The sequence below is a fragment of the Amycolatopsis sp. NPDC051716 genome (assembly GCF_040681595.1).
GTDB lineage: Bacteria > Actinomycetota > Actinomycetes > Mycobacteriales > Pseudonocardiaceae > Amycolatopsis.
Map to the genome: position 1 here is coordinate 54,675 of NZ_JBFAZA010000032.1, position 18,982 is coordinate 73,656.

At 72.4% G+C, this 18,982-nt stretch carries 19 protein-coding genes; 13 read left to right on the forward strand and 6 right to left on the reverse strand.

Going from position 1 to position 18,982, the window contains the following annotated elements; all coding sequences use genetic code 11:
* Window positions 1-25: 25 nt before the first annotated feature.
* The 5 genes from AB0M30_RS34765 (at window position 26) to AB0M30_RS34785 (ending at window position 4,858) form a co-directional block, all read left to right on the forward strand.
* Window positions 26-841 carry a PaaX family transcriptional regulator C-terminal domain-containing protein gene (locus AB0M30_RS34765; protein ID WP_364592791.1) on the forward strand — a complete coding sequence of 272 codons (816 nt, stop codon included), beginning with the start codon at window positions 26-28 and terminating at the stop codon, window positions 839-841.
* On the forward strand, window positions 838-1,632 hold the full coding sequence (locus AB0M30_RS34770; RefSeq protein WP_103337560.1) for a tryptophan 2,3-dioxygenase family protein: 795 nt from the start codon (window positions 838-840) through the stop codon (window positions 1,630-1,632). The genes AB0M30_RS34765 and AB0M30_RS34770 overlap by 4 nt, the downstream gene beginning before the upstream one ends.
* Window positions 1,629-2,822, forward strand: coding sequence for a kynureninase (locus AB0M30_RS34775; RefSeq protein ID WP_364592794.1), 1,194 nt, complete (start codon window positions 1,629-1,631; stop codon window positions 2,820-2,822). The genes AB0M30_RS34770 and AB0M30_RS34775 overlap by 4 nt, the downstream gene beginning before the upstream one ends.
* Before the next feature lie 165 nt (window positions 2,823-2,987).
* A complete protein-coding gene (locus AB0M30_RS34780) occupies window positions 2,988-4,061 on the forward strand; it encodes a Glu/Leu/Phe/Val dehydrogenase dimerization domain-containing protein (RefSeq protein ID WP_364592797.1) in 1,074 nt (357 codons plus the stop codon).
* A complete protein-coding gene (locus AB0M30_RS34785; protein WP_364592799.1) occupies window positions 4,058-4,858 on the forward strand; it encodes a serine hydrolase in 801 nt (266 codons plus the stop codon). The genes AB0M30_RS34780 and AB0M30_RS34785 overlap by 4 nt, the downstream gene beginning before the upstream one ends.
* On the opposite strand, the gene AB0M30_RS34790 is transcribed toward AB0M30_RS34785, so the two are convergent.
* Complete coding sequence (locus AB0M30_RS34790; RefSeq protein WP_364592802.1) at window positions 4,843-5,787, reverse strand: LysR substrate-binding domain-containing protein; 945 nt, start codon at window positions 5,785-5,787, stop codon at window positions 4,843-4,845. The genes AB0M30_RS34785 and AB0M30_RS34790 overlap by 16 nt on opposite strands.
* Window positions 5,788-5,871: 84 nt before the next feature.
* Here AB0M30_RS34790 and AB0M30_RS34795 point away from each other — a divergent pair, with 84 nt between their 5' ends.
* Window positions 5,872-6,801, forward strand: a complete 930-nt coding sequence (locus AB0M30_RS34795) for an MBL fold metallo-hydrolase (protein ID WP_364592805.1) — start codon at window positions 5,872-5,874, stop codon at window positions 6,799-6,801.
* Window positions 6,802-6,842: 41 nt separating this feature from the next.
* On the opposite strand, the gene AB0M30_RS34800 is transcribed toward AB0M30_RS34795, so the two are convergent.
* Window positions 6,843-7,031 (reverse strand): DUF5302 domain-containing protein, encoded by a 189-nt coding sequence (locus AB0M30_RS34800; RefSeq protein WP_364592808.1) that lies wholly within the window; start codon window positions 7,029-7,031, stop codon window positions 6,843-6,845.
* Between the two features lie 82 nt (window positions 7,032-7,113).
* Window positions 7,114-8,070 (reverse strand): winged helix-turn-helix transcriptional regulator, encoded by a 957-nt coding sequence (locus tag AB0M30_RS34805; protein WP_364592811.1) that lies wholly within the window; start codon window positions 8,068-8,070, stop codon window positions 7,114-7,116.
* Between the two features lie 127 nt (window positions 8,071-8,197).
* Here AB0M30_RS34805 and AB0M30_RS34810 point away from each other — a divergent pair, with 127 nt between their 5' ends.
* The 5 genes from AB0M30_RS34810 (at window position 8,198) to AB0M30_RS34830 (ending at window position 14,411) form a co-directional block, all read left to right on the forward strand.
* Window positions 8,198-9,670: a carotenoid oxygenase family protein gene (locus AB0M30_RS34810; protein WP_364592814.1), complete on the forward strand. Its 1,473-nt coding sequence runs from the start codon at window positions 8,198-8,200 to the stop codon at window positions 9,668-9,670.
* Window positions 9,667-11,358 (forward strand): class I adenylate-forming enzyme family protein, encoded by a 1,692-nt coding sequence (locus AB0M30_RS34815; protein WP_364592817.1) that lies wholly within the window; start codon window positions 9,667-9,669, stop codon window positions 11,356-11,358. Before AB0M30_RS34810 ends, AB0M30_RS34815 begins: the two co-directional genes overlap by 4 nt.
* A gap of 4 nt (window positions 11,359-11,362) precedes the next feature.
* Window positions 11,363-12,556 carry an acetyl-CoA acetyltransferase gene (locus tag AB0M30_RS34820; protein WP_364592820.1) on the forward strand — a complete coding sequence of 398 codons (1,194 nt, stop codon included), beginning with the start codon at window positions 11,363-11,365 and terminating at the stop codon, window positions 12,554-12,556.
* The gene (locus AB0M30_RS34825) at window positions 12,553-13,524 is read left to right on the forward strand and encodes an LLM class F420-dependent oxidoreductase (RefSeq protein WP_364592823.1); all 972 of its coding nucleotides are present in this window, start codon (window positions 12,553-12,555) and stop codon (window positions 13,522-13,524) included. Before AB0M30_RS34820 ends, AB0M30_RS34825 begins: the two co-directional genes overlap by 4 nt.
* Before the next feature lie 368 nt (window positions 13,525-13,892).
* The gene (locus AB0M30_RS34830) at window positions 13,893-14,411 is read left to right on the forward strand and encodes a pyridoxamine 5'-phosphate oxidase family protein (RefSeq protein ID WP_364592826.1); all 519 of its coding nucleotides are present in this window, start codon (window positions 13,893-13,895) and stop codon (window positions 14,409-14,411) included.
* Here the strand turns inward: AB0M30_RS34830 and AB0M30_RS34835 are convergent.
* Window positions 14,401-15,246, reverse strand: coding sequence for an SGNH/GDSL hydrolase family protein (locus AB0M30_RS34835; RefSeq protein WP_364592972.1), 846 nt, complete (start codon window positions 15,244-15,246; stop codon window positions 14,401-14,403). The genes AB0M30_RS34830 and AB0M30_RS34835 overlap by 11 nt on opposite strands.
* A 111-nt stretch (window positions 15,247-15,357) precedes the next feature.
* On the opposite strand from AB0M30_RS34835, the gene AB0M30_RS34840 reads away from it, so the two are divergent.
* On the forward strand, window positions 15,358-16,587 hold the full coding sequence (locus tag AB0M30_RS34840; protein ID WP_364592829.1) for a helix-turn-helix domain-containing protein: 1,230 nt from the start codon (window positions 15,358-15,360) through the stop codon (window positions 16,585-16,587).
* A gap of 206 nt (window positions 16,588-16,793) precedes the next feature.
* Here AB0M30_RS34840 and AB0M30_RS34845 read toward each other — a convergent pair whose 3' ends face one another.
* Together AB0M30_RS34845 and AB0M30_RS34850 are read right to left on the reverse strand one after the other, a co-directional pair.
* Window positions 16,794-17,231, reverse strand: coding sequence for a hypothetical protein (locus AB0M30_RS34845; RefSeq protein WP_364592832.1), 438 nt, complete (start codon window positions 17,229-17,231; stop codon window positions 16,794-16,796).
* Between the two features lie 80 nt (window positions 17,232-17,311).
* The gene (locus AB0M30_RS34850; protein WP_364592835.1) at window positions 17,312-18,178 is read right to left on the reverse strand and encodes an alpha/beta hydrolase; all 867 of its coding nucleotides are present in this window, start codon (window positions 18,176-18,178) and stop codon (window positions 17,312-17,314) included.
* A gap of 67 nt (window positions 18,179-18,245) precedes the next feature.
* On the opposite strand from AB0M30_RS34850, the gene AB0M30_RS34855 reads away from it, so the two are divergent.
* Complete coding sequence (locus AB0M30_RS34855) at window positions 18,246-18,977, forward strand: TetR family transcriptional regulator (RefSeq protein WP_364592838.1); 732 nt, start codon at window positions 18,246-18,248, stop codon at window positions 18,975-18,977.
* Window positions 18,978-18,982 lie beyond the last annotated feature (5 nt).

Consider the following 18,982-nt stretch of genomic DNA (forward strand, 5'->3'; position numbering starts at 1 on the left):
GCCTGAGGTGTATAGAGTTGCGCCCATGCCCACCGATGCCTTCGAAGCCGGCCCGCAGGAGCTGGTCATGACGTTGCTGGGCAGCTACGTGCACCCGCGCGAAACCCGCCGGGTGTGGTCGGGCGGCCTGGTCGCGGTGCTCGCCGAGCTGGGCTTTTCCGACGGCGCCGCCCGGATCGCGCTCACCCGCCTGGTGCGCCGCGGCCTGCTGCAGCGCCACCGCGAAGGCCGCACCGTGCACTACTCGCTGACCCGGCGCACCGTCGCGCTGCTCGCCGACGGCGACCACCGGATCTTCTCCCTCGGCCGACGCGAGCGCGCCGCCGGCGAGTGGACCGTGCTGTGGCAGAGCATCCCCGAGAGCCGCCGCCAGGCCCGGGAACGCCTGGTCCGGCGGCTGCGGTTCCTCGGGTTCGGGCCCTACCAGGACGGCACCTGGATCGCTCCGCACGACCGCGAGGCCGAGGTCGTCGCCCTGCTCGGCGAACTCGACGTCGCCGAGCACGCGGGGCTGCTGCTCGGCCGGCCGTCGGCCGCCCTCGACGTCCGCCGGTTCGCCGGCCGGGCCTGGGACCTCGACGACCTCGCCGCGCGGTACGCCGCGTTCGTCGGCCAGTTCGGCGGGTACGCGGGCCGGGAGCCGCCGGACGCCGAGGCGTTCGAGGTGCGCACCCGGCTGGTGCACACCTTCCGCATGTTCCCGTCGCTCGACCCGGAACTGCCCGCCGACCTGGTGCCCGCCCCGGACCGCCGGGCGGCGGCGGTCGAACTGTTCCACGATCTGTACACCGCGCTCGCGAAACCCGCGCAGCGCCACTTCGACGAGGTGACCCAGGGATGACCGAACCCAGCCAAGCGACCCAGGAAGCTCTGAGCTACACCTCGTACCTCGGGCTCGACGAGGTGCTGAACGCGCAGCGCCTGCGGTCCGACGAGCACGACGAGCTGCTGTTCATCGTGATCCACCAGGTGTACGAGCTGTGGTTCAAGCAGATCCTGCACGAAGCCGCCTTCCTCCAGACGAACCTCGAAAAGGGCAACACCGCGCATTCGATCCGGACGCTGCGCCGGATCCTCACCATCCTCAAGGTCGCGGTCGCGCAGATCGACGTGCTGGAAACCATGACGCCCAGCCAATTCACCAGTTTCCGCGCCCGTTTGGACGCTTCGAGCGGCTTCCAGTCGGCCCAGTTCCGCGAGCTGGAAGCGGTGCTCGGCCGCCGTGACGAGCGCGTGTTCGCGCACTACCCCGAAGGTGGGGAGCAGCGGAAACGCATCTCCGAAGCGATGGCGCGCCCGTCGTTGTTCGACTCTTTTCTCGCGTACCTCAAGGTTTCTGGCTACGCGGTCGAGTGTGACCGAGACGTCACTCGCTCGGTGGAGCCGTCCCCGGCCCTGCAGGCGATATTGCTGGACGTGTACAGCGACGACGGGGGACCCTCGCTCGTCGCGGAGTGTCTGGTCGATCTCGACGAAGGGATGCAGGAGTGGCGCTACCGGCACGTGAAGATGGTCGAACGCACCATCGGCGACAAGACCGGGACGGGAGGATCATCCGGCGCGACCTACCTGCGTACCACGCTTTTCCAGCCGATGTTCCCGGATCTCTGGGCCGTACGGAGCCGACTGTGACCACTTTGGACGACCTGCGCGAGGACCACAACGCCCTCGCCGCGCACTACACCCGGTTCGCGGTGGCCGACCGCCTCCTGCTCTCCGGGCACTCGCACCAGGCTTGGCCGGACGTCGCCGAGGAGGGACTGTACGAGTCCTTCGCCGACGCCGCCCGTGACGTCGACGCCAAGTGGGAGCGCGCCTTCGCGAAGGCGGACGAGCTGCGCGCGGGCTTCCGCCTGCTGCTCGGCGACCCGCACGGCGAGTACGCGCTCGGCGCGAGCACGCACGACCTGGTGCTGCGCTTCCTGTCGGCGATGGAGCTGCCGCGACGGCCGCGCCTGGTCACCACCGACGGCGAGTTCCACACCCTCCGCCGTCAGCTCGCCCGCCTCGAAGAGGAGGGCGTCGAGATCGTGCGGGTGCCGCTCGAGCCGGTGACGACGCTCGCCGAGCGCGTCGCGGGCGAGGTGAACGACGACACCGCGGCCGTGCTCGTGTCCGCGGTGCTCTTCGAGACGTCGCGGCTGGTCCCCGGACTGGCGCACCTCGCCGACGTCTGCCGCGGCCGCTCGATCGAGCTCGTCGTGGACGCCTACCACGCACTCGGCGTCGTGCCGTTCGCGCTGCACGACCTCGGGCTCACCAACGCCTGGGTGCTCGGCGGCGGCTACAAGTACCTGCAGCTCGGCGAGGGCAACTGCTTCCTGCGGCTGCCCGCCCACGCCCAGGAGCTGCGGCCGGTGATCACCGGCTGGTACGCCGAGTTCGGCGCGCTCGCCGACGAGCGCCACCCGGGCCAGGTGCCCTACGCCATCGGCGGCGACCGGTTCGCCGGCGCCACCTACGACCCGGCGAGCCACTACCGCGGCGCCCGGGTCCAGCGGTTCTTCGCCGAGCACGGGCTCACCCCGGAGTTCCTGCGCGAGGTCTCGCAGCACCAGGTGGGCCTGCTCGCGTCGGTGTTCGACTCGCTCGGGCTGCCCGAAGACGTCGTCACGCGCGACCGTTCGGTGGAGCTGGCCGACCTCGGCGGGTTCCTCTCGCTGCGCTGCGCCGACGCGTCCGGGCTGCAGGCGGCGCTGGCCGCCGAGGGCGTCCGGACCGACAGCCGGGGGCCGTACCTGCGCTTCGGCCCCGCGCCCTACCTTTCGGACACGCAGCTGGAGACGGCGATGCGCACGCTCGGCAAGGTGATCACCGGCTGACTACCCGTCCGTATGGCGAGACCGCCACTGGTCTCGCGATCACCGGGGATCTAGGTTGGTGCCGGGCACCCACCGGGCGGACGACCTCCGCGCGCCGGGTTCCCGCCAACCCGTGAAGCGCGTCCCGGCCACGAACCGGGCGCGGGAGACAAAGGAGTCACCACCGTGACCGAAGGTGTGTTCGCCCGGGGCACCGGGCACGAACAGGTCGTGTACTGCCACGACCAAGCCAGTGGCCTCAAGGCCATCATCGGCATCTACTCCACCGCGCTCGGCCCCGCCTTGGGCGGGACGCGCTTCCACCCCTACGCCACCGAATCCGACGCGCTCGACGACGTCCTCGCGCTGTCCAAGGGCATGGCGTACAAGAACGCACTGGCCGGGCTCGACCTCGGCGGCGGCAAGGCCGTCATCATCGGCGACCCGAAGACGCTCAAGTCCGAAGCGCTGCTGCGCGCGTACGGGCGCTTCGTGCAGTCCCTGGGCGGCCGTTACATCACGGCGTGCGACGTGGGCACGTACGTGCAGGACATGGACGTCGTGGCCCGCGAGTGCCAGTACGTCACCGGCCGCTCGCCGGAGGACGGCGGTGCCGGCGACTCGTCCGTGCTCACCGCGTTCGGCGTCTTCCAGGGCATGCGGGCCTCGGCCGAGCACGTCTGGGGCAGCCCGGACCTGGCCGGCAAGCGCGTCGGCGTGGCCGGCGTCGGCAAGGTCGGCCACATCCTCGTCGGGCACCTCGTGGAGGCCGGCGCGCGGGTCACGGTCACCGACCTCTACGCGCCCGCCATCGAGCGGACCCGCTCGATTCACCCCGAAGTCCAGGTCGTGTCCGATGTGGACACCCTGCTGCGCACCGAGCTGGACGTCTTCGCGCCCTGTGCGCTGGGCGGCGTCCTGAACGACGAGACCGTGCCGGTGCTCGGCGCCCGGATCGTCTGCGGCGCGGCGAACAACCAGCTCGCGCACGCGGGCATCGACAAGCAGCTGGCCGACCGCGGCGTCCTGTACGCCCCGGACTACCTGGTGAACGCGGGCGGCGTGATCCAGGTGGACGACGAGCGCCACGGCTTCAACTTCGAACGCGCGAAGCGCAAGACCACGGCCATCTACGACACGACGAAGGCCGTGTTCGCGCTGGCCGACGCCGACGGCGTGCCCCCGGCAACGGCGGCCGACCGGCTCGCCGAGCGGCGGATGGCGGAGGTCGGGCGGCTGCGGTCCATCATGACCGGGTGAGTCCTTCCGCCTTCTTCGAATCGGTGGGCGTGCGGGGTTTCCTGCACGCCCACCGCCTCGGTTCGGCCGAGGAGGTCGGCCTGGACGCCGACTCGCCGGTGGTACTGGCGTCCGTGGTGAAGGTGCCGCTGGCCTTCGAGTTCGCCCGCCAGGTGGCGGCCGGGCAGCTCGACCCCACCGACCGGGTGCGGGCGTCCGCCGCGGACCGCCTCGGCGGCACCGGTTCGGCCGGCTTCGCCGACGACGCCGAGTACAGCCTCCGGGACGCGGCGCTGCTGGCCCTTTCGGTGTCCGACAACACGGCCGCGGACCTGCTGTTCGACCGCGTCGGCGTGGACAACGTCCGGTCGCTGCTGGCCGAGCTGGGCTTGACCCGCACGACGGTGATCGGCGCGCCGCGGGACGTGCTGCGCACGATCATCGAGGACACTGCGGCGGGCCGCCCGTTGCGGGCGCTGGATCCACTGCGGACATCCGCGACCACGCCCCGCGAGATGACGGCGTTGCTGGCGGCGCTCTGGGCGGACGACGCGGGCGCTCCGGTCCGCGAGTGGATGTCCGCGCAGGTCGGCTGGCACCGGTTGACGGCGGGGTTCCCGCCGGAGGTGGCGGTGGCGGCCAAGACGGGCACGATGCCGGGGATCCGCAACGAAATCGGCGTCGCGACCTATCCGGACGGCACCGCCTACGCGGTCGCGGTGTTCACGACCGGCGGGGCCGAGACGCTCCGGCGCCCGGACATCGACCGCGCGATCGGCGCGGCCGCCCGGGCGGCGGTCGATCAGCTGCGCTCGTAGAACGCGTCCCACGGCCGGGGGCCCGGCGAAGGGGGCACGATCCGCGACACGCCGTCGTCTTCGAGGATTCCGGCCGCGATTTTCCCCAGCGTCGCCGCCTGGGGGTGCGGGCTGACCGAGGGCCAGGCGAAGGCCATCCGGGCCCGCAGCACCCCGCCTTCGAGCGGCCGCCACACGACCCGCGGTTCCTTGCGGGCGCCGGGTTCGAACGCCACGCCGTGCCCGGCCAGGACCAGCCCGAGCACGAACTCGGGGTTGCGGGCGTGCCGGATCGCCGCCGGGCGGAAGCCGTGGTCCCAGCAGGTGCGCAGCAGGGCGTCGTAGCTTCCCGGCGCGGCGGCGCGCGGGGCGTGGACCAGACCTTCGCCGGCCAGGTCGGCGAGGGCGAGCTCGGCGCGGCGCGCGAGCGGCGAGTCGCGGGGGAGCAGCACGCCCAGCGGGGTGTCGACGACCGGGCCGAGGTCCAGCCCGACCACGTCCACCGGCAGTTGCAGGAGGCCGGCGTCGAGTTCGCGGTCGCCGAGCAGCCGGGCCTGCTCGGCCGTGGTGAGCTCCTGCAGGTCCAGCCGCACGGCCGGGCACTCGGCGGCGAACTTCGTCAGGATCGCGGCCAGCACCCGGCCGGGCAGGTCGGGGGGCACGCCCGCGCGCAGGCTGTCCAGCTCGCCGCGTTCGGCCTTCGCCACGAGGGTCGTCATGCGGTCCCAGCGGGAGAGCAGATCGCGAGCTTCGGCACGCAGCACTTCGCCCGCTTCGGTGAGCGTGACGCGGCGGCCGCGTTCGAACAGCTTCGCGCCCAGCTCGGCTTCGAGCCGTTTGACGCGCTGGCTCAACGGCGGCTGCGCGATCCCGAGCCGTTCGGCGGCCCGGCCGAAGTGCAGTTCGTCGGCGACGACGAGGAAGTATCGCAGCGAACGGAGGTGGTCCACGCTGCGACGATAGCCGTTCGCCTATCGATCGGTGGTCGTCCTGATCTTGGACAGTGCGGGGCCGGTCGTGGTCGGGTGTCCGGTATGGACAAGGGATTGAGCAGGCGCGGGCTGTTCGGCGCGAGCGCGGCGGCGGCCGCGATCCTGGCGGGCGCCCCGCCCGCGGCGGCGGCGGCCGGTTCGGGCATGGTGCTGCGCTGGTGGGGGAACAACGGCTGGGAGATCCGCATCGGGGCGAAGACGATCCTGATCGACCCGTGGCTGACGCGTTTCAAGACGGGAACGTACACAGCGGCGGGCGCGGATCCGCGGACACCGCTCACGGTGAACCGCGCGCTGATCGACGGTTACCTCGACCGCGGTGTCCTCCGGGCGGACCACATCCTGGTGACCCACGGCCACTACGACCACCTGACGGACGTCCCGTACCTGGCCGAACGCACCGGGGCGACGGTCATCGGCACCGAGACGCATTTGAGTCTCATGGCGGCCATGGGGGCCCCGGAGGACCAGCTGGCGATCGCGACGGGCGGGGAGGACCTGACGTTCGACGGGTACTCGATCCGGGTGCTCCGGTCCCTGCATTCGGCGACGGGCAGCCGGGCCCAGGTGGCGTTCCCGGGCACCCGGCCGCTGTCCCGCCGCGACCGCCCCCGGGTGATCTCGGACCTGCTGGAGGGCGGCACGCTGGCGTACCTGGTGTCCGGTGGCGGGGCGAGCGTGCTGGACTTCGGGGGGTCGAACTACGTCGAGTCCGAGCTGGCCGGGCTCCGGCCGGACGTGGTGCTGCTGCCCCCGGGCGGGGCGAAAGTGCGGGAGTACGTCCCGCGCCTGCTGCGGACGGTGGGTGGCCCGCGATGGGTGGCCGCAACGCACTGGGACGACTTCGACTTGCCGCTGGGCCAGGCGCACGACCCCAACGGCGGGCTGGAGGTGCTGCGGAAAGCCGTGGCGGCGGCGAGTCCCGGGAGCGAGTTCGTGGTGCTGGACCACCTCGGGGAATTTACCCCCTGAAAGCGCGAAGGCCCCCACCGCTCGCGGTGGGGGCCTTCGGCTCAGCCGCTCTTGCGGCGGAACGTCCGCTTGTTCGCCGCCGGGCCGTGGGCGTGCTGGTTCTTGCCGCCCGCGTTCTCGTGCGACGCTCCCGTCCGCGCGTGGGCCTGCTTGCGCTCCAGCGCTTCGCGGAACTTGCGCTTGACGTCGTCGTCCTCCTCGCCGCTGGGCGACGGGTTCGGTTCACTCATGCTTACCTCCGAAAATGACGACGTGTGACCGCTCCAGCCTGGCATCACTCAAACTGCTTGGCGAGTCGATTTGGTCACGCCGTCAGCGTTTGGGGGACGGTACGCCGCCGAACTGGACCGACTTGCGGGTCAGCGGGCGGCCGCAGTGGTCGCACAGGAGCATCGGGCGCAGCCGCTCGCCGCACTCTACGTGGTGCAGCGTGATGTCCGGCTCCTGGCCCGTCACCTCGAACCCGCGCGACCACTCCGCGATGAACGCCAGCGCTGGGAAGAACGCCAGGCCCTTCGCCGTCAGGCGGTAGTCGCGGGCGTCGGTGCGGGTCTTCGCCGCGCCGGTGCGCAGGACACCCACCTCGACCAGCTTGCTCAGCCGGGCCGACAGCACGCTCGGCCCGATGCCCAGCTCGCGCTCGAACTCCGAAAAGTGCCGGCAGCCGAGCAGTGCCGACACCAGCAGCCCCGTCGACCACCGGTCGCCGAGCAGCTCCATCGTGTCCGGGAAGAACATCATCGGGTCGCCGGCCAGGGAATCGGCGTCCTTGCGGCGGAAGCGCTTGGACGCCGTCGCCGCCGCGACGCCGGTGCTGTCCAGCCGCGACGCCCGGACGTCCCGGGCGTCCACGCGGCGGCCGCAGGCGGCGCAGCCGAGGGGCGCTGATGTAGCCAGCTCACAGTCGAGGTGGATCAGCGTCGGCAGCACTTCGCGCCGGCCTTCGACCCACTCGCGCTCCCAGGCCCAGATCGAGATCAGCAGCGGCCACAGCTCGAGGCCGCGCTCGGTCAGCCGGTACTCGTGCCGCGTGCGGCGCGCGTCCCGGTACGGCACCCGGGCGAGCATGCCCGCCTCCACCATGTCCCGCAGCCGTCCCGACAACGCGGTCGGCGAAATGCCCAGCCGCAGGCGCAGCTCCTCGTACCGGCGGAAGCGCAGGAACAGGCTCTGCAGGATCAGCAGCGTCCACTGGTCGCCGACCAGTTCGAGCGCCCGGCGCAGCGGATCTCCCGCCGGCCGGACGCGGTGTGCAGACGCTTCGGTCACCACTTCCCCCTCGTTACACAATGCCCTCAGGGTAACACCTGGCTACACCTAAAGAAGCCTGTTGACACCTGGGTACACAAATCATAGTCTCATCTCCAACAGCCCCGCGCAGCCAGGGAGCAGCCCGATGACCAGCACTTCCGAACAGCCGCTGATGGTGGCCCGGACGGCGGACACCGGCGAGGACAACCCCTACCTGCTCGGCGTCTACGCCCCGGTCGGCACCGAGATCGACGCCGAAGACCTGCAGGTCATCGGCGAAATCCCGAAGGACCTCAACGGCGTCTACCTGCGCAACGGCCCGAACCCGCGGTTCGCCCCGGAAGGCCGCTACCACTGGTTCGACGGCGACGGCATGATCCACGCGGTCCACCTGGAGAACGGCAAGGCCCGCTACCGCAACCGCTGGGTCCGCACCAAGGCCTTCGAGGCCGAGTCCGCCGCCGGCAAGGCGCTCTGGACCGGCGTGATGGAGAACCCGAAGGACAACCCCTTCGGCAACGCCCACGGCCTGGGGCTCAAGGACAACGCCAACACCGACGTCGTCTTCCACCGCGGCCGGATCCTCGCCACCTGGTACCTGTGCGGCTCGCCGTACGCGGTCGACCCGCTTTCGCTGGAGACCCTCGGCGCCGAAGACTTCCTCGGCACGCTGGCCGGCGACATGATGGCCCACCCCAAGGTCGACGAGGCCACCGGCGAGCTGTTCTGGTTCGACTACGGGCCGCGCCCGCCGTACCTGCGCTACGGCGTGATCAGCGCGGACGGCCGGGTCGTGACCACCACCGACATCGAGCTGCCGGGCCCGCGCCTGCCGCACGACATGGCCATCACCGAGCACTACGCGGTGCTGATGGACCTGCCGCTGGTCCAGGACCTGGCGGCGGCGAAACAGGGCCGGCACAAGCTGCACTTCGATCGCTCGCTGCCGAGCCGGTTCGGCGTGCTGCCACGCTACGGGAACGGTAGCCAGATCCGGTGGTTCGAAGCGAGCCCGTGCTACATCTACCACGTCGTCAACGCCTGGGAAGAGGGCGCCGAAGTCGTCCTCGACGTCTGCCGCGTGCAGCGCCCGCAGCCGCGCGCCGACGCGCACACGCCGCTCGCGAAGATGCTCTCCTACTTGCGGCTCGACGCCCAGCTGCACCGCTACCGCTTCGACCTGCGGACCGGCGCGTGCCGCGAAAGCGCGCTCGACGACGACAACACCGAGTTCCCGACCGTCGACGCCCGCGGCGTCGGCCGGCGGAACCGGTACTCCTACGCGGTGCACATCTCGCCCGAGTCGACGCTGAAGTTCGACGGGCTGGTGCGCCACGACAATCTTGCCGGTACGAAGACCGAATACCGGTTCGGTCCGGGCCGGTGGGGCAGTGAGGCTCCGTTCGCACCCCGCGAAGGAGTACCCGTCGATTCGGCGGACGGGTATCTGGTGACGTTCGTGCAGGACGAGCGTGAGGGACGCTCGGAACTGGACATCTTCGACGCCGCCGACCTCGCTGCCGGACCCGTGGCCAGGGTCCTGCTTCCCCAGCGTGTCCCGCTCGGTTTTCACGCGACCTGGGTCCGGGCGGACCAGCTGGAAAACCTCCGTTCATGAGATGCCATCGAGAGGGTCGTGCCCGGGACTTCCGGACACGGGGATGGTGGAGTGCGGAGACGATCGACCAGCTCGTGAAGGAGCGGGTCAGTGCCGACCCGGAGGGTCTCGCGCTGGTCGATCCACCGAACACCACCGCACTGGTCGGACGCGACCCGGTGCGGTGGACCTGGAGCCGGCTCGACGAACGCGTCGACGTCCTGGCCGCGTTCCTGCTCGCCAGAGGGGTGCGAGCAGGTGACGTAGTGGCTGTGCAGCTGCCGAACTGCTCGGCCCTGGTCCAGGCGTTCCTCGCGATCGTGCGGATCGGCGCGGTCGTCACCCCGTTCCCGGTGTCCTACCGGGAGCACGAAATGGTTCCGATGTGCCGGCGCACCGGGGCGGTCGGGGTGGTCACGGCATCCAGATACGGCGAGCACCCGCTCGCCGGGGCGGCCCTTGGGCTAATCGGCGCTTCGGCGCTGTCGGTCCGGTTCGTCGTCGCCAGAGGGGACGACGAACCGGCCGGCGCCCTGGCGTGGCCCGAAGCTCCCCTGTCCGCAGCGGAAAAATCCACTTTGGACTCGTATCGCACCGAAGCCGACGTGAACGACTGCGTCACGATCTGCTGGACGTCCGGCACCGAAGCCGAGCCGAAGGCCGTGCCGCGCTGCCACGGCGATTGGCTGGCGACCGCGGCCGGCTGCGTCCAGGCCGCCGGGATCACGCGCGACGACGTCCTGCTTTCCCCGTTCCCGATGACGAACATGGCCGGCATCGGCGGCATGTTCCTGCCGTGGCTGCTGACCGGCGCCGTGTTCGTCCCGCACCACCCGTTCGACCTGCCGGTGTTCCTGGGGCAGCTCGCGGCCGAGCGGGTGACGTACACGCTCGCGCCACCGGCGTTGCTGACCATGCTGCTGCACAACGAAAAGATATTGTCCGGAGTGGACGTTTCGGCGCTGCGGAAGATCGGGTCCGGCTCGGCGCCGCTCTCGCCGTGGCTGGTGCGCACCTGGGCCGAGCGCTACGGCATCGACCTCATCAACTTCTTCGGCTCGAACGAGGGCACCGCACTGCTGTCCGGTCCGGTGGACATCCCGGACCCGGACCAGCGCGCGACCTACTTCCCGAACTACGCCTCGGCCGCCACCTGGTCGACCCCGGTCGCCGGGTGGACGTCGGTGCGGCTGCACGACCCGGTCACCGGCGAGCGGGTGACCGGACCCGGGCGCCCCGGCGAGCTGCACATCGCCGGGCCGACGGTGTTCGCCGGCTACCTCACGGAGAAGGGCGAGCCGCTCGACACCTCGGCGTTCGACGAAGACGGGTACTTCCGCACCGGCGACGTCTTCGAGATCGACGGCGAGCGCGGGGAGTTCCTGCGGTACGTCGACCGGCTGAAGGACCTCGTGATCCGCGGCGGCGTGAACATCTCGCCCGCGGAGGTCGAGGGCCTGCTGGCGGGGCACCCGGACGTCGCCGACGTCGGTGTCGTCGGGGTGCCCGACGAGATCATGGGGGAGCGGGTGTGCGCGGTCGTCGTGCCGGGCTCGCGCAAGCCGGCCCTGGCCGAGCTGGTCGCGTACCTGAGGGAGAAGAACGTGGCCGCGTTCAAGCTGCCGGAACGGCTCGAGTACGCGGAGTCCTTGCCACGCAACCCGGTGGGGAAGATCCTGAAGCGGCAGCTGAGGGAAAGCCTGGGGTGAGGTCATGACGGTGTACGTGCTGGGCGGGGCGCAGACCGACTTCGCGCGCAACGTCACGAAAGAAGGGCGCGGGATCCTCGAACTGTTCGCCGAGGTCGTGCCCGCGGCCTTCGCGGACGCCGGGGTCTCGGCCGCCGACGTCGAGGTCGCGCACGTCGGCAACCTCGCGGCGGAGCTGTTCACCGGCCAGGCCCAGCTGGGCGGGCTGCTGGTGGCGGCCGTCCCGGAGCTGGACGGCGTGCCGTCGACCCGGCACGAAGCCGCCTGCGCGTCCGGCAGCACTGCCGTCCTCGCTGCCTGCGCGGACCTCGAAGCGGGCCGGTACGACGTGGCGCTGGTCGTCGGCGTCGAGCTGATGCGGAACGTCGACGGGCAGCGCGCCGCCGAGCACCTCGGGTCCGCCGCGTGGGCCGGGCACGAGGCCGTCGCCGCGAAGTTCCCGTGGCCCGCGCTGTTCGCGGACGTCGCTTCCGCGTACGACGCCCGGTACGGACTCGATCCGGGGCACCTGGGGTCATTCGCCGAGCACGCCTTCGCCCGGGCGGCGCTGAACCCCCTGGCCCAGGCCCGCGACTGGCGGTTCCCGGCGGCCGCGTTCGGACCCGACGACGAGCTCAACCCCGTCATCGAGGGCCGCTTGCGCAAGCAGGATTGCGGCCGGATCACCGACGGCGCCGCGGCGGTCGTGCTGGCCTCGCCCGCGTTCGCCGAACGGCTCGGCGGCGGGTTCCCGCGCATCGCGGGCTTCGGGCACCGCACCGCGCACATCGGCCTCGTCCCGAAGATCGCTTCCGGCGGCGAGTACCTGTTCCCGCACCTGCGCGGCGCCGTCGCCGATACCTACCGGCGGGCAGGCGTGCCCGGGCCGGACGCGCTCGACACCGTCGAACTGCACGACTGCTTCACGATCACCGGGCTGGTCGCGCTGGAGCACCTCGGCTTGGCACCGCCCGGCGACGGCGGCCGGTTCATCGCCGGCGGCGGGCTCGACGCGGCCGGGATCAATCCGGGTGGCGGCCTGATCGGCCTCGGCCACCCGGTCGGCGCGACCGGCGTCCGCATGCTGCGCGACGCGGCCCGGCAGGTTTCGGGTACGGCGGGCGAGACGCAGGTGGCGGGCGCGCGGACGGCGTTGACGCTCAACGTCGGCGGCTCGTTCACCACGGTGGTCACCATGATCGTGCAGGCCGCCGCATGAAGCTTTCGGTGTCGCTGGGGCTCTGGCAGGACCGGCCGCCGGAGGAGGCGCTCGACACCGCCCGCGCCGCGGAGGCCGCGGGCTACCCGGAGCTCTGGATCGGCGAGATGGCGACGTGGGACGCCTTCGCGCTCGGCACCGCGATCGGCGCGGCCACTGAGCGGATTTCCCTGACGTTCGGGCCGCTGGCGGTGACCGTGCGGGACCCGGCGACGATCGCCATGGGCGTCGCGTCGGTGGCGGCCCTGACCGGCCGGTCGACCGGGGTCGCTTTGGGGACGTCGAGCGACGTCGTGGTGCGCGGCTGGCACGGACGTTCGCGCTCTCGGGCGGCCACGGCGTTGGCGGAGTCCGCGGTGGCGGTCCGCCAGCTGCTGGCCGGCGAGAAGTCCACTGTGGACGGTGCGGTCGTCGGCTCGCGGGGCTACCGGCTGCGGCTGCCCGCTCCGGAGTCTCCGCTGACGATCGCCGCGTTCGGGCCTCGTGCGCTCGACGTCGCCGCGCGGCACGCGGACCGGATGGTGGTCAACCTCGTCAGCCCGGCGGCCGCGGCGATGCTGGTGCATGGGCTCCGCGAGGCCGCTTCGCGCATCGGCGGCACCCCACCACCGGTGGCCGCGTGGGTGGTCGCCGCGGCCGATCCGGGGCCGGCCGAGCTCGAGCAGCTGCGCCGGGGCGTGGTCGGCTACCTCGCCGCACCCGGCTACGCGGACATGTTCCGCGCGGCGGGCTTCGGCGACCTGATCGACTTCGCCCGCACCCGGCCGCACCCGCGTGAGCTCCTGGCCGCGGTGCCCGCGGAAGCCATCGCCGCGGTCGGGCTGTTCGGGTCCCGCGACGAGATCGCCGCGAAGATCGGCGCTTACGCCGCCGCCGGGATCGACGAGCTGGCGATCGTGCCCGCGACCAGCGACGACGATCCCGGTGGCGAGAAAACTCTCGCCGCGTGTCTCTCTGCGGCGACGTGATCGGCTTCGCCCGCACCCGCCCGCACCTGGCCGCACCCGCCCGCACCCGCGAGCTCCTGGCCGCACCGCCTGCACCTGGCCGCACCGGGCCGCACCCGCGAGCGCTCCAGGCCGCACCGCCTGCACCGGGCCGCACCCGCCCGCACCGGGCCGCACACGCGTGAGCTCCTGGCCGCGGTACCCGCCGAAGCCATCGCCGCGGTCGGGCTGTTCGGGTCCCGCAGCGAGATCGCCGCGAAGATCGGCGCTTACGCCGCTGCCGGGATCGACGAGCTGGCGATCGTGCCGGCGACCAGCGACGACGATCCCGGTGGCCAGAAAACCCTCGCCGCGTGTCGATCCGCGGCCGGCCCGTTCGACGCGTAGGCATGACGGAACCGACAGCAACCCAGAACCTCGACCCATCCGGCTCCGCGGCGCTGCCGTGGAGCAGGGCGCGCGACCTCCTCGCCACCCAGACCCCCAAGGAGGACCTGACGTTCTTCGTCGGGACCGTCCGCCCCGACGGGCGCCCGCACGCCGCCGGCGTCGGCGCCATCTGGGTGGACGACACCCTGTACTTCGTGAGCGGGCCCGGCACGCGCCGGGCCCGCAACCTGGCGGCGAACCCGGCGTGCAGCGTGTCGGTGCGGCTGCGCGGCCTCGACGTCACGATGGAAGGCGAGGCCCACCGGGTCGCCGACCCCCAGGTCCTGGAGCGGGTGGCGGCCGTCTACCGCGAGGGCGGCTGGCCCGCGACCGTCGAGGACGGCGGGTTCACCGCGCCGTTCATGGCGGCGAGCGCCGGGCCGGCGCCGTGGCACCTGTACCGGCTCACGCTGCACCGGGCCGTCGGCGTCGCCACCGCCGAGCCGCACGGCGTCGCCCGCTGGGACTTCAGCCGCTGATCGCCGCCGCGACCAGGCCGCCGATCGCGGCCATGCCGTCCGCGTTCGGGTGCAGCGGCGCGGCGACCGACGTCGGGAGCACGCTCTCGAACCACTTCACGCCGGGCAGCTTGCAGACGTCGTGCCCGATCGAGGCCGTCCGGACGTCGACGTAGCGCGCGTCGTGCGCGGCGGCTTGCCGGGCGAGGGCGGCGTTGGTCTTGTCGATGCTGCCCTGGATGTAGTTCGCGTCGCGCGGGGTCAGTGGCGCGATCGGCCAGCAGCCGTTGTGCGGCAGGTAGGTGCCGTAGCCGGCCACGAAGACGTCGGCTTCCGGCGCCTTCGCGTGGATCGCGTCCAGCAGCGCGCCCCACACGGGCTCGAACGCGGCGATCTTCTCGGCCAGCTGGTCGTGGCCGCCGGCGGTGTACCGGTCGACGCAGTCGGGGTTGATGCCGGGCAGCAGGTTGATGCAGCTCGTCGCGGCCCCGACCAGGCCGATGTCGTTGCCGCCGATCGTCACGGTCACCGTGCGGGTCCGCGCGCCGAGCGCGTCCAGCTGCGGCGGCACGGCGCCGGCCGACGTCTGCTGCGGGGCGGTCATGTCCGCCGTCGTCGCGCCCGAACAGGTGACATCCGTCAGTGGTACGCCGAGTTCTTTCGCGGCGACGTGCGGGTAGTTAGCCAGGGAGCGGAGGCAGCCGGGGGAGGAGAGATCGGGCGGCAGGATCAGCGGCCCGGCCGCCGCCGAATCCCCCAGTGCGACGTATTCCCCGGCGGTGCCCGCCGCCGCCGTGCCCGCCGTCGCGCCCACCAGCGCGGTGACCAAGATCGCGATGAACGTCGTCGTTCTCACTCGCACGCCGTCCTCCTTGACGCTGTGCCCACTGTTGGTCTCCGTGACACCATCGGCACCGGGCGTCACGGGATTGACTGGGAATCCGGGCAGAGAACGAGGGGATCGGTTGTGACCGAGCACAAGTGCGGCGGGGACCTCACCCTCGGCGGCCAGCGCGTGCACGAACGGCTCACCCGGGAGGAGCCCGAGCTGATCGCCCGGGTGCTCGCGCGCATCCAAGCCGAGGTGGCCGACTACCGGCGGCTGCCGGTGGAGGAACTGGCCGGCGACATCGCCGGCATCACCCGGCAGGCCGTGCGGGCGTTCGCGCGCAGCCTGCGCGAGGACCGCGAGCTGAACGCGGCCGAGCTGCGGCAGGTCGGCGCGTCCGCGGTCCGCCGGGCGGAGGAGGGCTTCCCGCTGGAGGCGGTGCTGACCGCGTACCACGTCGGCGCGCGGGAGATCTTCGCCGTCGGCTCCGCTTCGTCGGGCAGTGCGGACGTCGCCGACCTCCTCGAAGTCGCGGACCGCGTGCTGGCGTTCGTCGGCACGGTCACCGGCGCGGTGACGCGGGGGTACCTGGAGGAGCTGCGGACGAAGGTCGGGCAGGAGCACACCGCGCGCCGGACGCTGCTGTCGGTGCTCGTCGACGGTGGCCCGGTCGACGTCGTCGCCCGCAGCGCCGGGATCACGCTGCCCGCGCGGTACGTCGTGCTGAGCGTCGAACTCGGGCCGCACGCCGACGAGGAGTCGCCGGGGGTGGACGCCGAGATCGCCGTCCGCCGCAAGCTCCGCCGGTTCCTGGCGGCGTTCGAGCAGGCGTGCGGTGACGGCGTGCTGGCGTCCCTGGACGGACCGGGCGGGCTCGTCCTGCTCCCGCTGTCCGACCGGCTTTCGGACGGGCACGCGGTCCTGGACGCGGCCGGGCGCGCGGCGGGGGTGACCGTGCTCGCGGCGGCGGAGACGGCGGCGCCCGCGGAGGTCCGGGAGGTGGCGGCGCAGACCGGCGAGGTGCTGGACGTGCTGCGGTGGTTCGGCCGCGCGCCGGGTCTGTACCGCCTCGACGACGTCCTGGTGGAGTACCAGCTGACCCGCCCGGGAGCGGCCCGCGACCGCCTCGCGGCGGCGCTCGACCCGCTGGAAGCGCACCCGGAGCTGGTCGAGACGCTGGATGCCTACCTGGCGCTGGACACGAACCGCCGCCGCACGGCGGCCCAGCTCCACGTCCACCCCAACACGGTCGACTACCGCCTCCGCCGCGTCCGCGACCTCACGGGCATCGACCCCCTCCACCCGGCCGGCCTGCCCCGCATCATCGCGGCCTCAGCCGCCCGCCGCGCCACCCTCCCCCGCCCCTGACGCGTCGACCCCCCAATCACGCGAGATGCCCTTCCAATCACGCGAGTTACGCGCCCAATCACGCGAGATGCCCCTCGAATCACGCGAGTTACGCGCCCAATCACGTGAGCCGACCCTCCAACTACGCGAGCCGACCCCCCGAGTACGCAGGCCGACCCCCTGAGTACGCAGGCCGACTCCCCGGGTACGCGAGCCGACCCTTCCGATCACGGGACCCGGAGGATCCGGCCGGCGAACTCGCGCACCCGGACGGTCGGTTCGCGTACTCCGACGGTCGGTTCGCGTACCTGGAGGGTCGGTTGGCGTGCTTGGAGGGTCGACACGCGTGATGGGGAGGTCGACACGGCGTGGGCGAGGGTGCCGGTGACCAGGGCCGAGGCGAAGACGAGCGCAGCGAGGCGGGCCGGCGCGTCGAAGGTGAGTTCGCCGAAGCGGCCGAGGACGAAGCCCGTGTGGAGGGCCCAGGCGACCACTGCCACGCCCGTCGCTGCCGCGGGAGAGCCGCGGTAGGCGGCTGACAGGACGACCGCGCCCAGGGTGACCAGTGCGTACCAGGGATGGCCCGTCGCTCCGGCCAGGTCCGCCACGATCACCGCGGCGACCGCGGCCACGCAGCCGAACGGGAACCCGAAGTCCTCTGTCATCCGCCCAGTCCAGTCCCGGGGACGACGGCGAGCGTGGCCCAGGACACTTTCCCTACACCCGGCCCCGGGATCTTTACGCGCTATTTACCCGTCACCCGGCCGATCGCGTCGGCGACCTCGGGCCAGACCGCGCGCGGCAGGTTGTGCCCCATCCCCGGGATCACGACCAGCTCCGCGCCCGGGATCGCCTCCGCCGTCGCCTTGCCGCCGCTCACGTTGATCAGCGGGTCGGCGTCGCCGTGGACGACCAGCGCCGGGAGCCGTACCGAACGCAGCCCGGCCGTGCGGTCGCCGGAGGCCATGACCGCCGCCGCGTGGCGCAGCGTGCCCACCGGGTGGCGGGCGCGGTCGTAGTGCAACGCCGCCTTGGCCAGCAGGAACGCTTCGTCGTCCGGGTAGCCGGGGGAGCCGAGCCGCCGGTAGCCCTCGACGCTGTCGGCGATGGCCTGCTCGCGGGTGGTGGCCGGGGCCCGTCCCAGCAGCGCGAGCGCCCACGGCTCGGCCTGCCCGACCGCCCGGTCGCCGGTGGTCGACATGATCGACGTGACCGAAAGCAGCCGGTCCGGGTGGTCGATGGCCAGCTGCTGCACGATCATCCCGCCCATCGACGCCCCGACCACGTGCGCCCGGTCGATGCCGAGCGCGTCGAACAGCCCGACGGCGTCGTCGGCCATGTCCGACAGCGTGTACGGCGCACTCGACAGATCGCCGGCGGCCAGCGCGGCCAGGTCCGGCGGGGGCAGGTGGTCGAGCCAGGTGGAAAGCCCGACGTCCCGGTTGTCGTACCGCACGACGAAGAACCCGCGGCCGGCGAGCAATTCGCAGAAGCCGTCCTCCCAGGTGATCATCTGGGCACCCAGGCCCATCACCAGGACCAGCGGCGGAGCCGCCGGATCGCCGAAAGTGCCGTACTCGAGCTCGAGACCGTTGGCCTGTGCGCGTGCCATACCCCGATCCTGCCGTACCCGCGCGGAGCTGGCACCGGTCCGGGCGGTGCGGTTACCGTTACGCCCCATGCCTACCTCATCCTCGGGTACGGGACAGCGTCCACGGTCACGGGCCGCGGCGGGACTGCCGGCGCTGACGGCCGACCGCATCGTCGGCGCCGCCACCGCCCTCACCGCCCAGCGCGGCCTCGACAACTGGACGCTGCGGGAGCTCGCCCGCTCGGTCGAGGCCTATCCGGCGGTGATCTACCACCACGTCGGCGACCGGGACGCGGTGGTGAACGCCGTCGTGGACCGGGTCGTCGGGCTGCTGGAGCTGCCGGCCGAGCAGCTGCCGTGGCAGGAGTGGTTCACCGAGCTGCTGGCCGGCCTGCGCGCGGTGCTGCGGACCTACCCGGGCTGCGCGCGGCGGCTGGCCCTGTTCGGCCCGTCCGTCAAGGCGGCCACGCGCACCATCGACGCGGGCGTCGGCGTGCTGCTGGCCGCCGGGTTCGGCCGCGAAAGCGTGCTGGCCTACAACCTGCTGCTGATGACCGCGTGCCAGTTCGTCGCGATGGAGGACGACCGCGACGGCGCACTCGCGCTGCGGATCGACAACACCGAGGAGTACGCGACCTACCGCGAGCGGGCCGATCTGCCCGGGATGGCCGAGCTGGGCGCGGCGATGCACGACCTGATGGGCGACCCCGACCTCGCCTCGGGCTATTACGCGCAGCTCTACGACTACGCGGTCCGGCGGTGCCTCGACGGCCTCGCGCACCGCCTCGACGAACTACACAATCCGGACATCTCGGGTTGACAGTG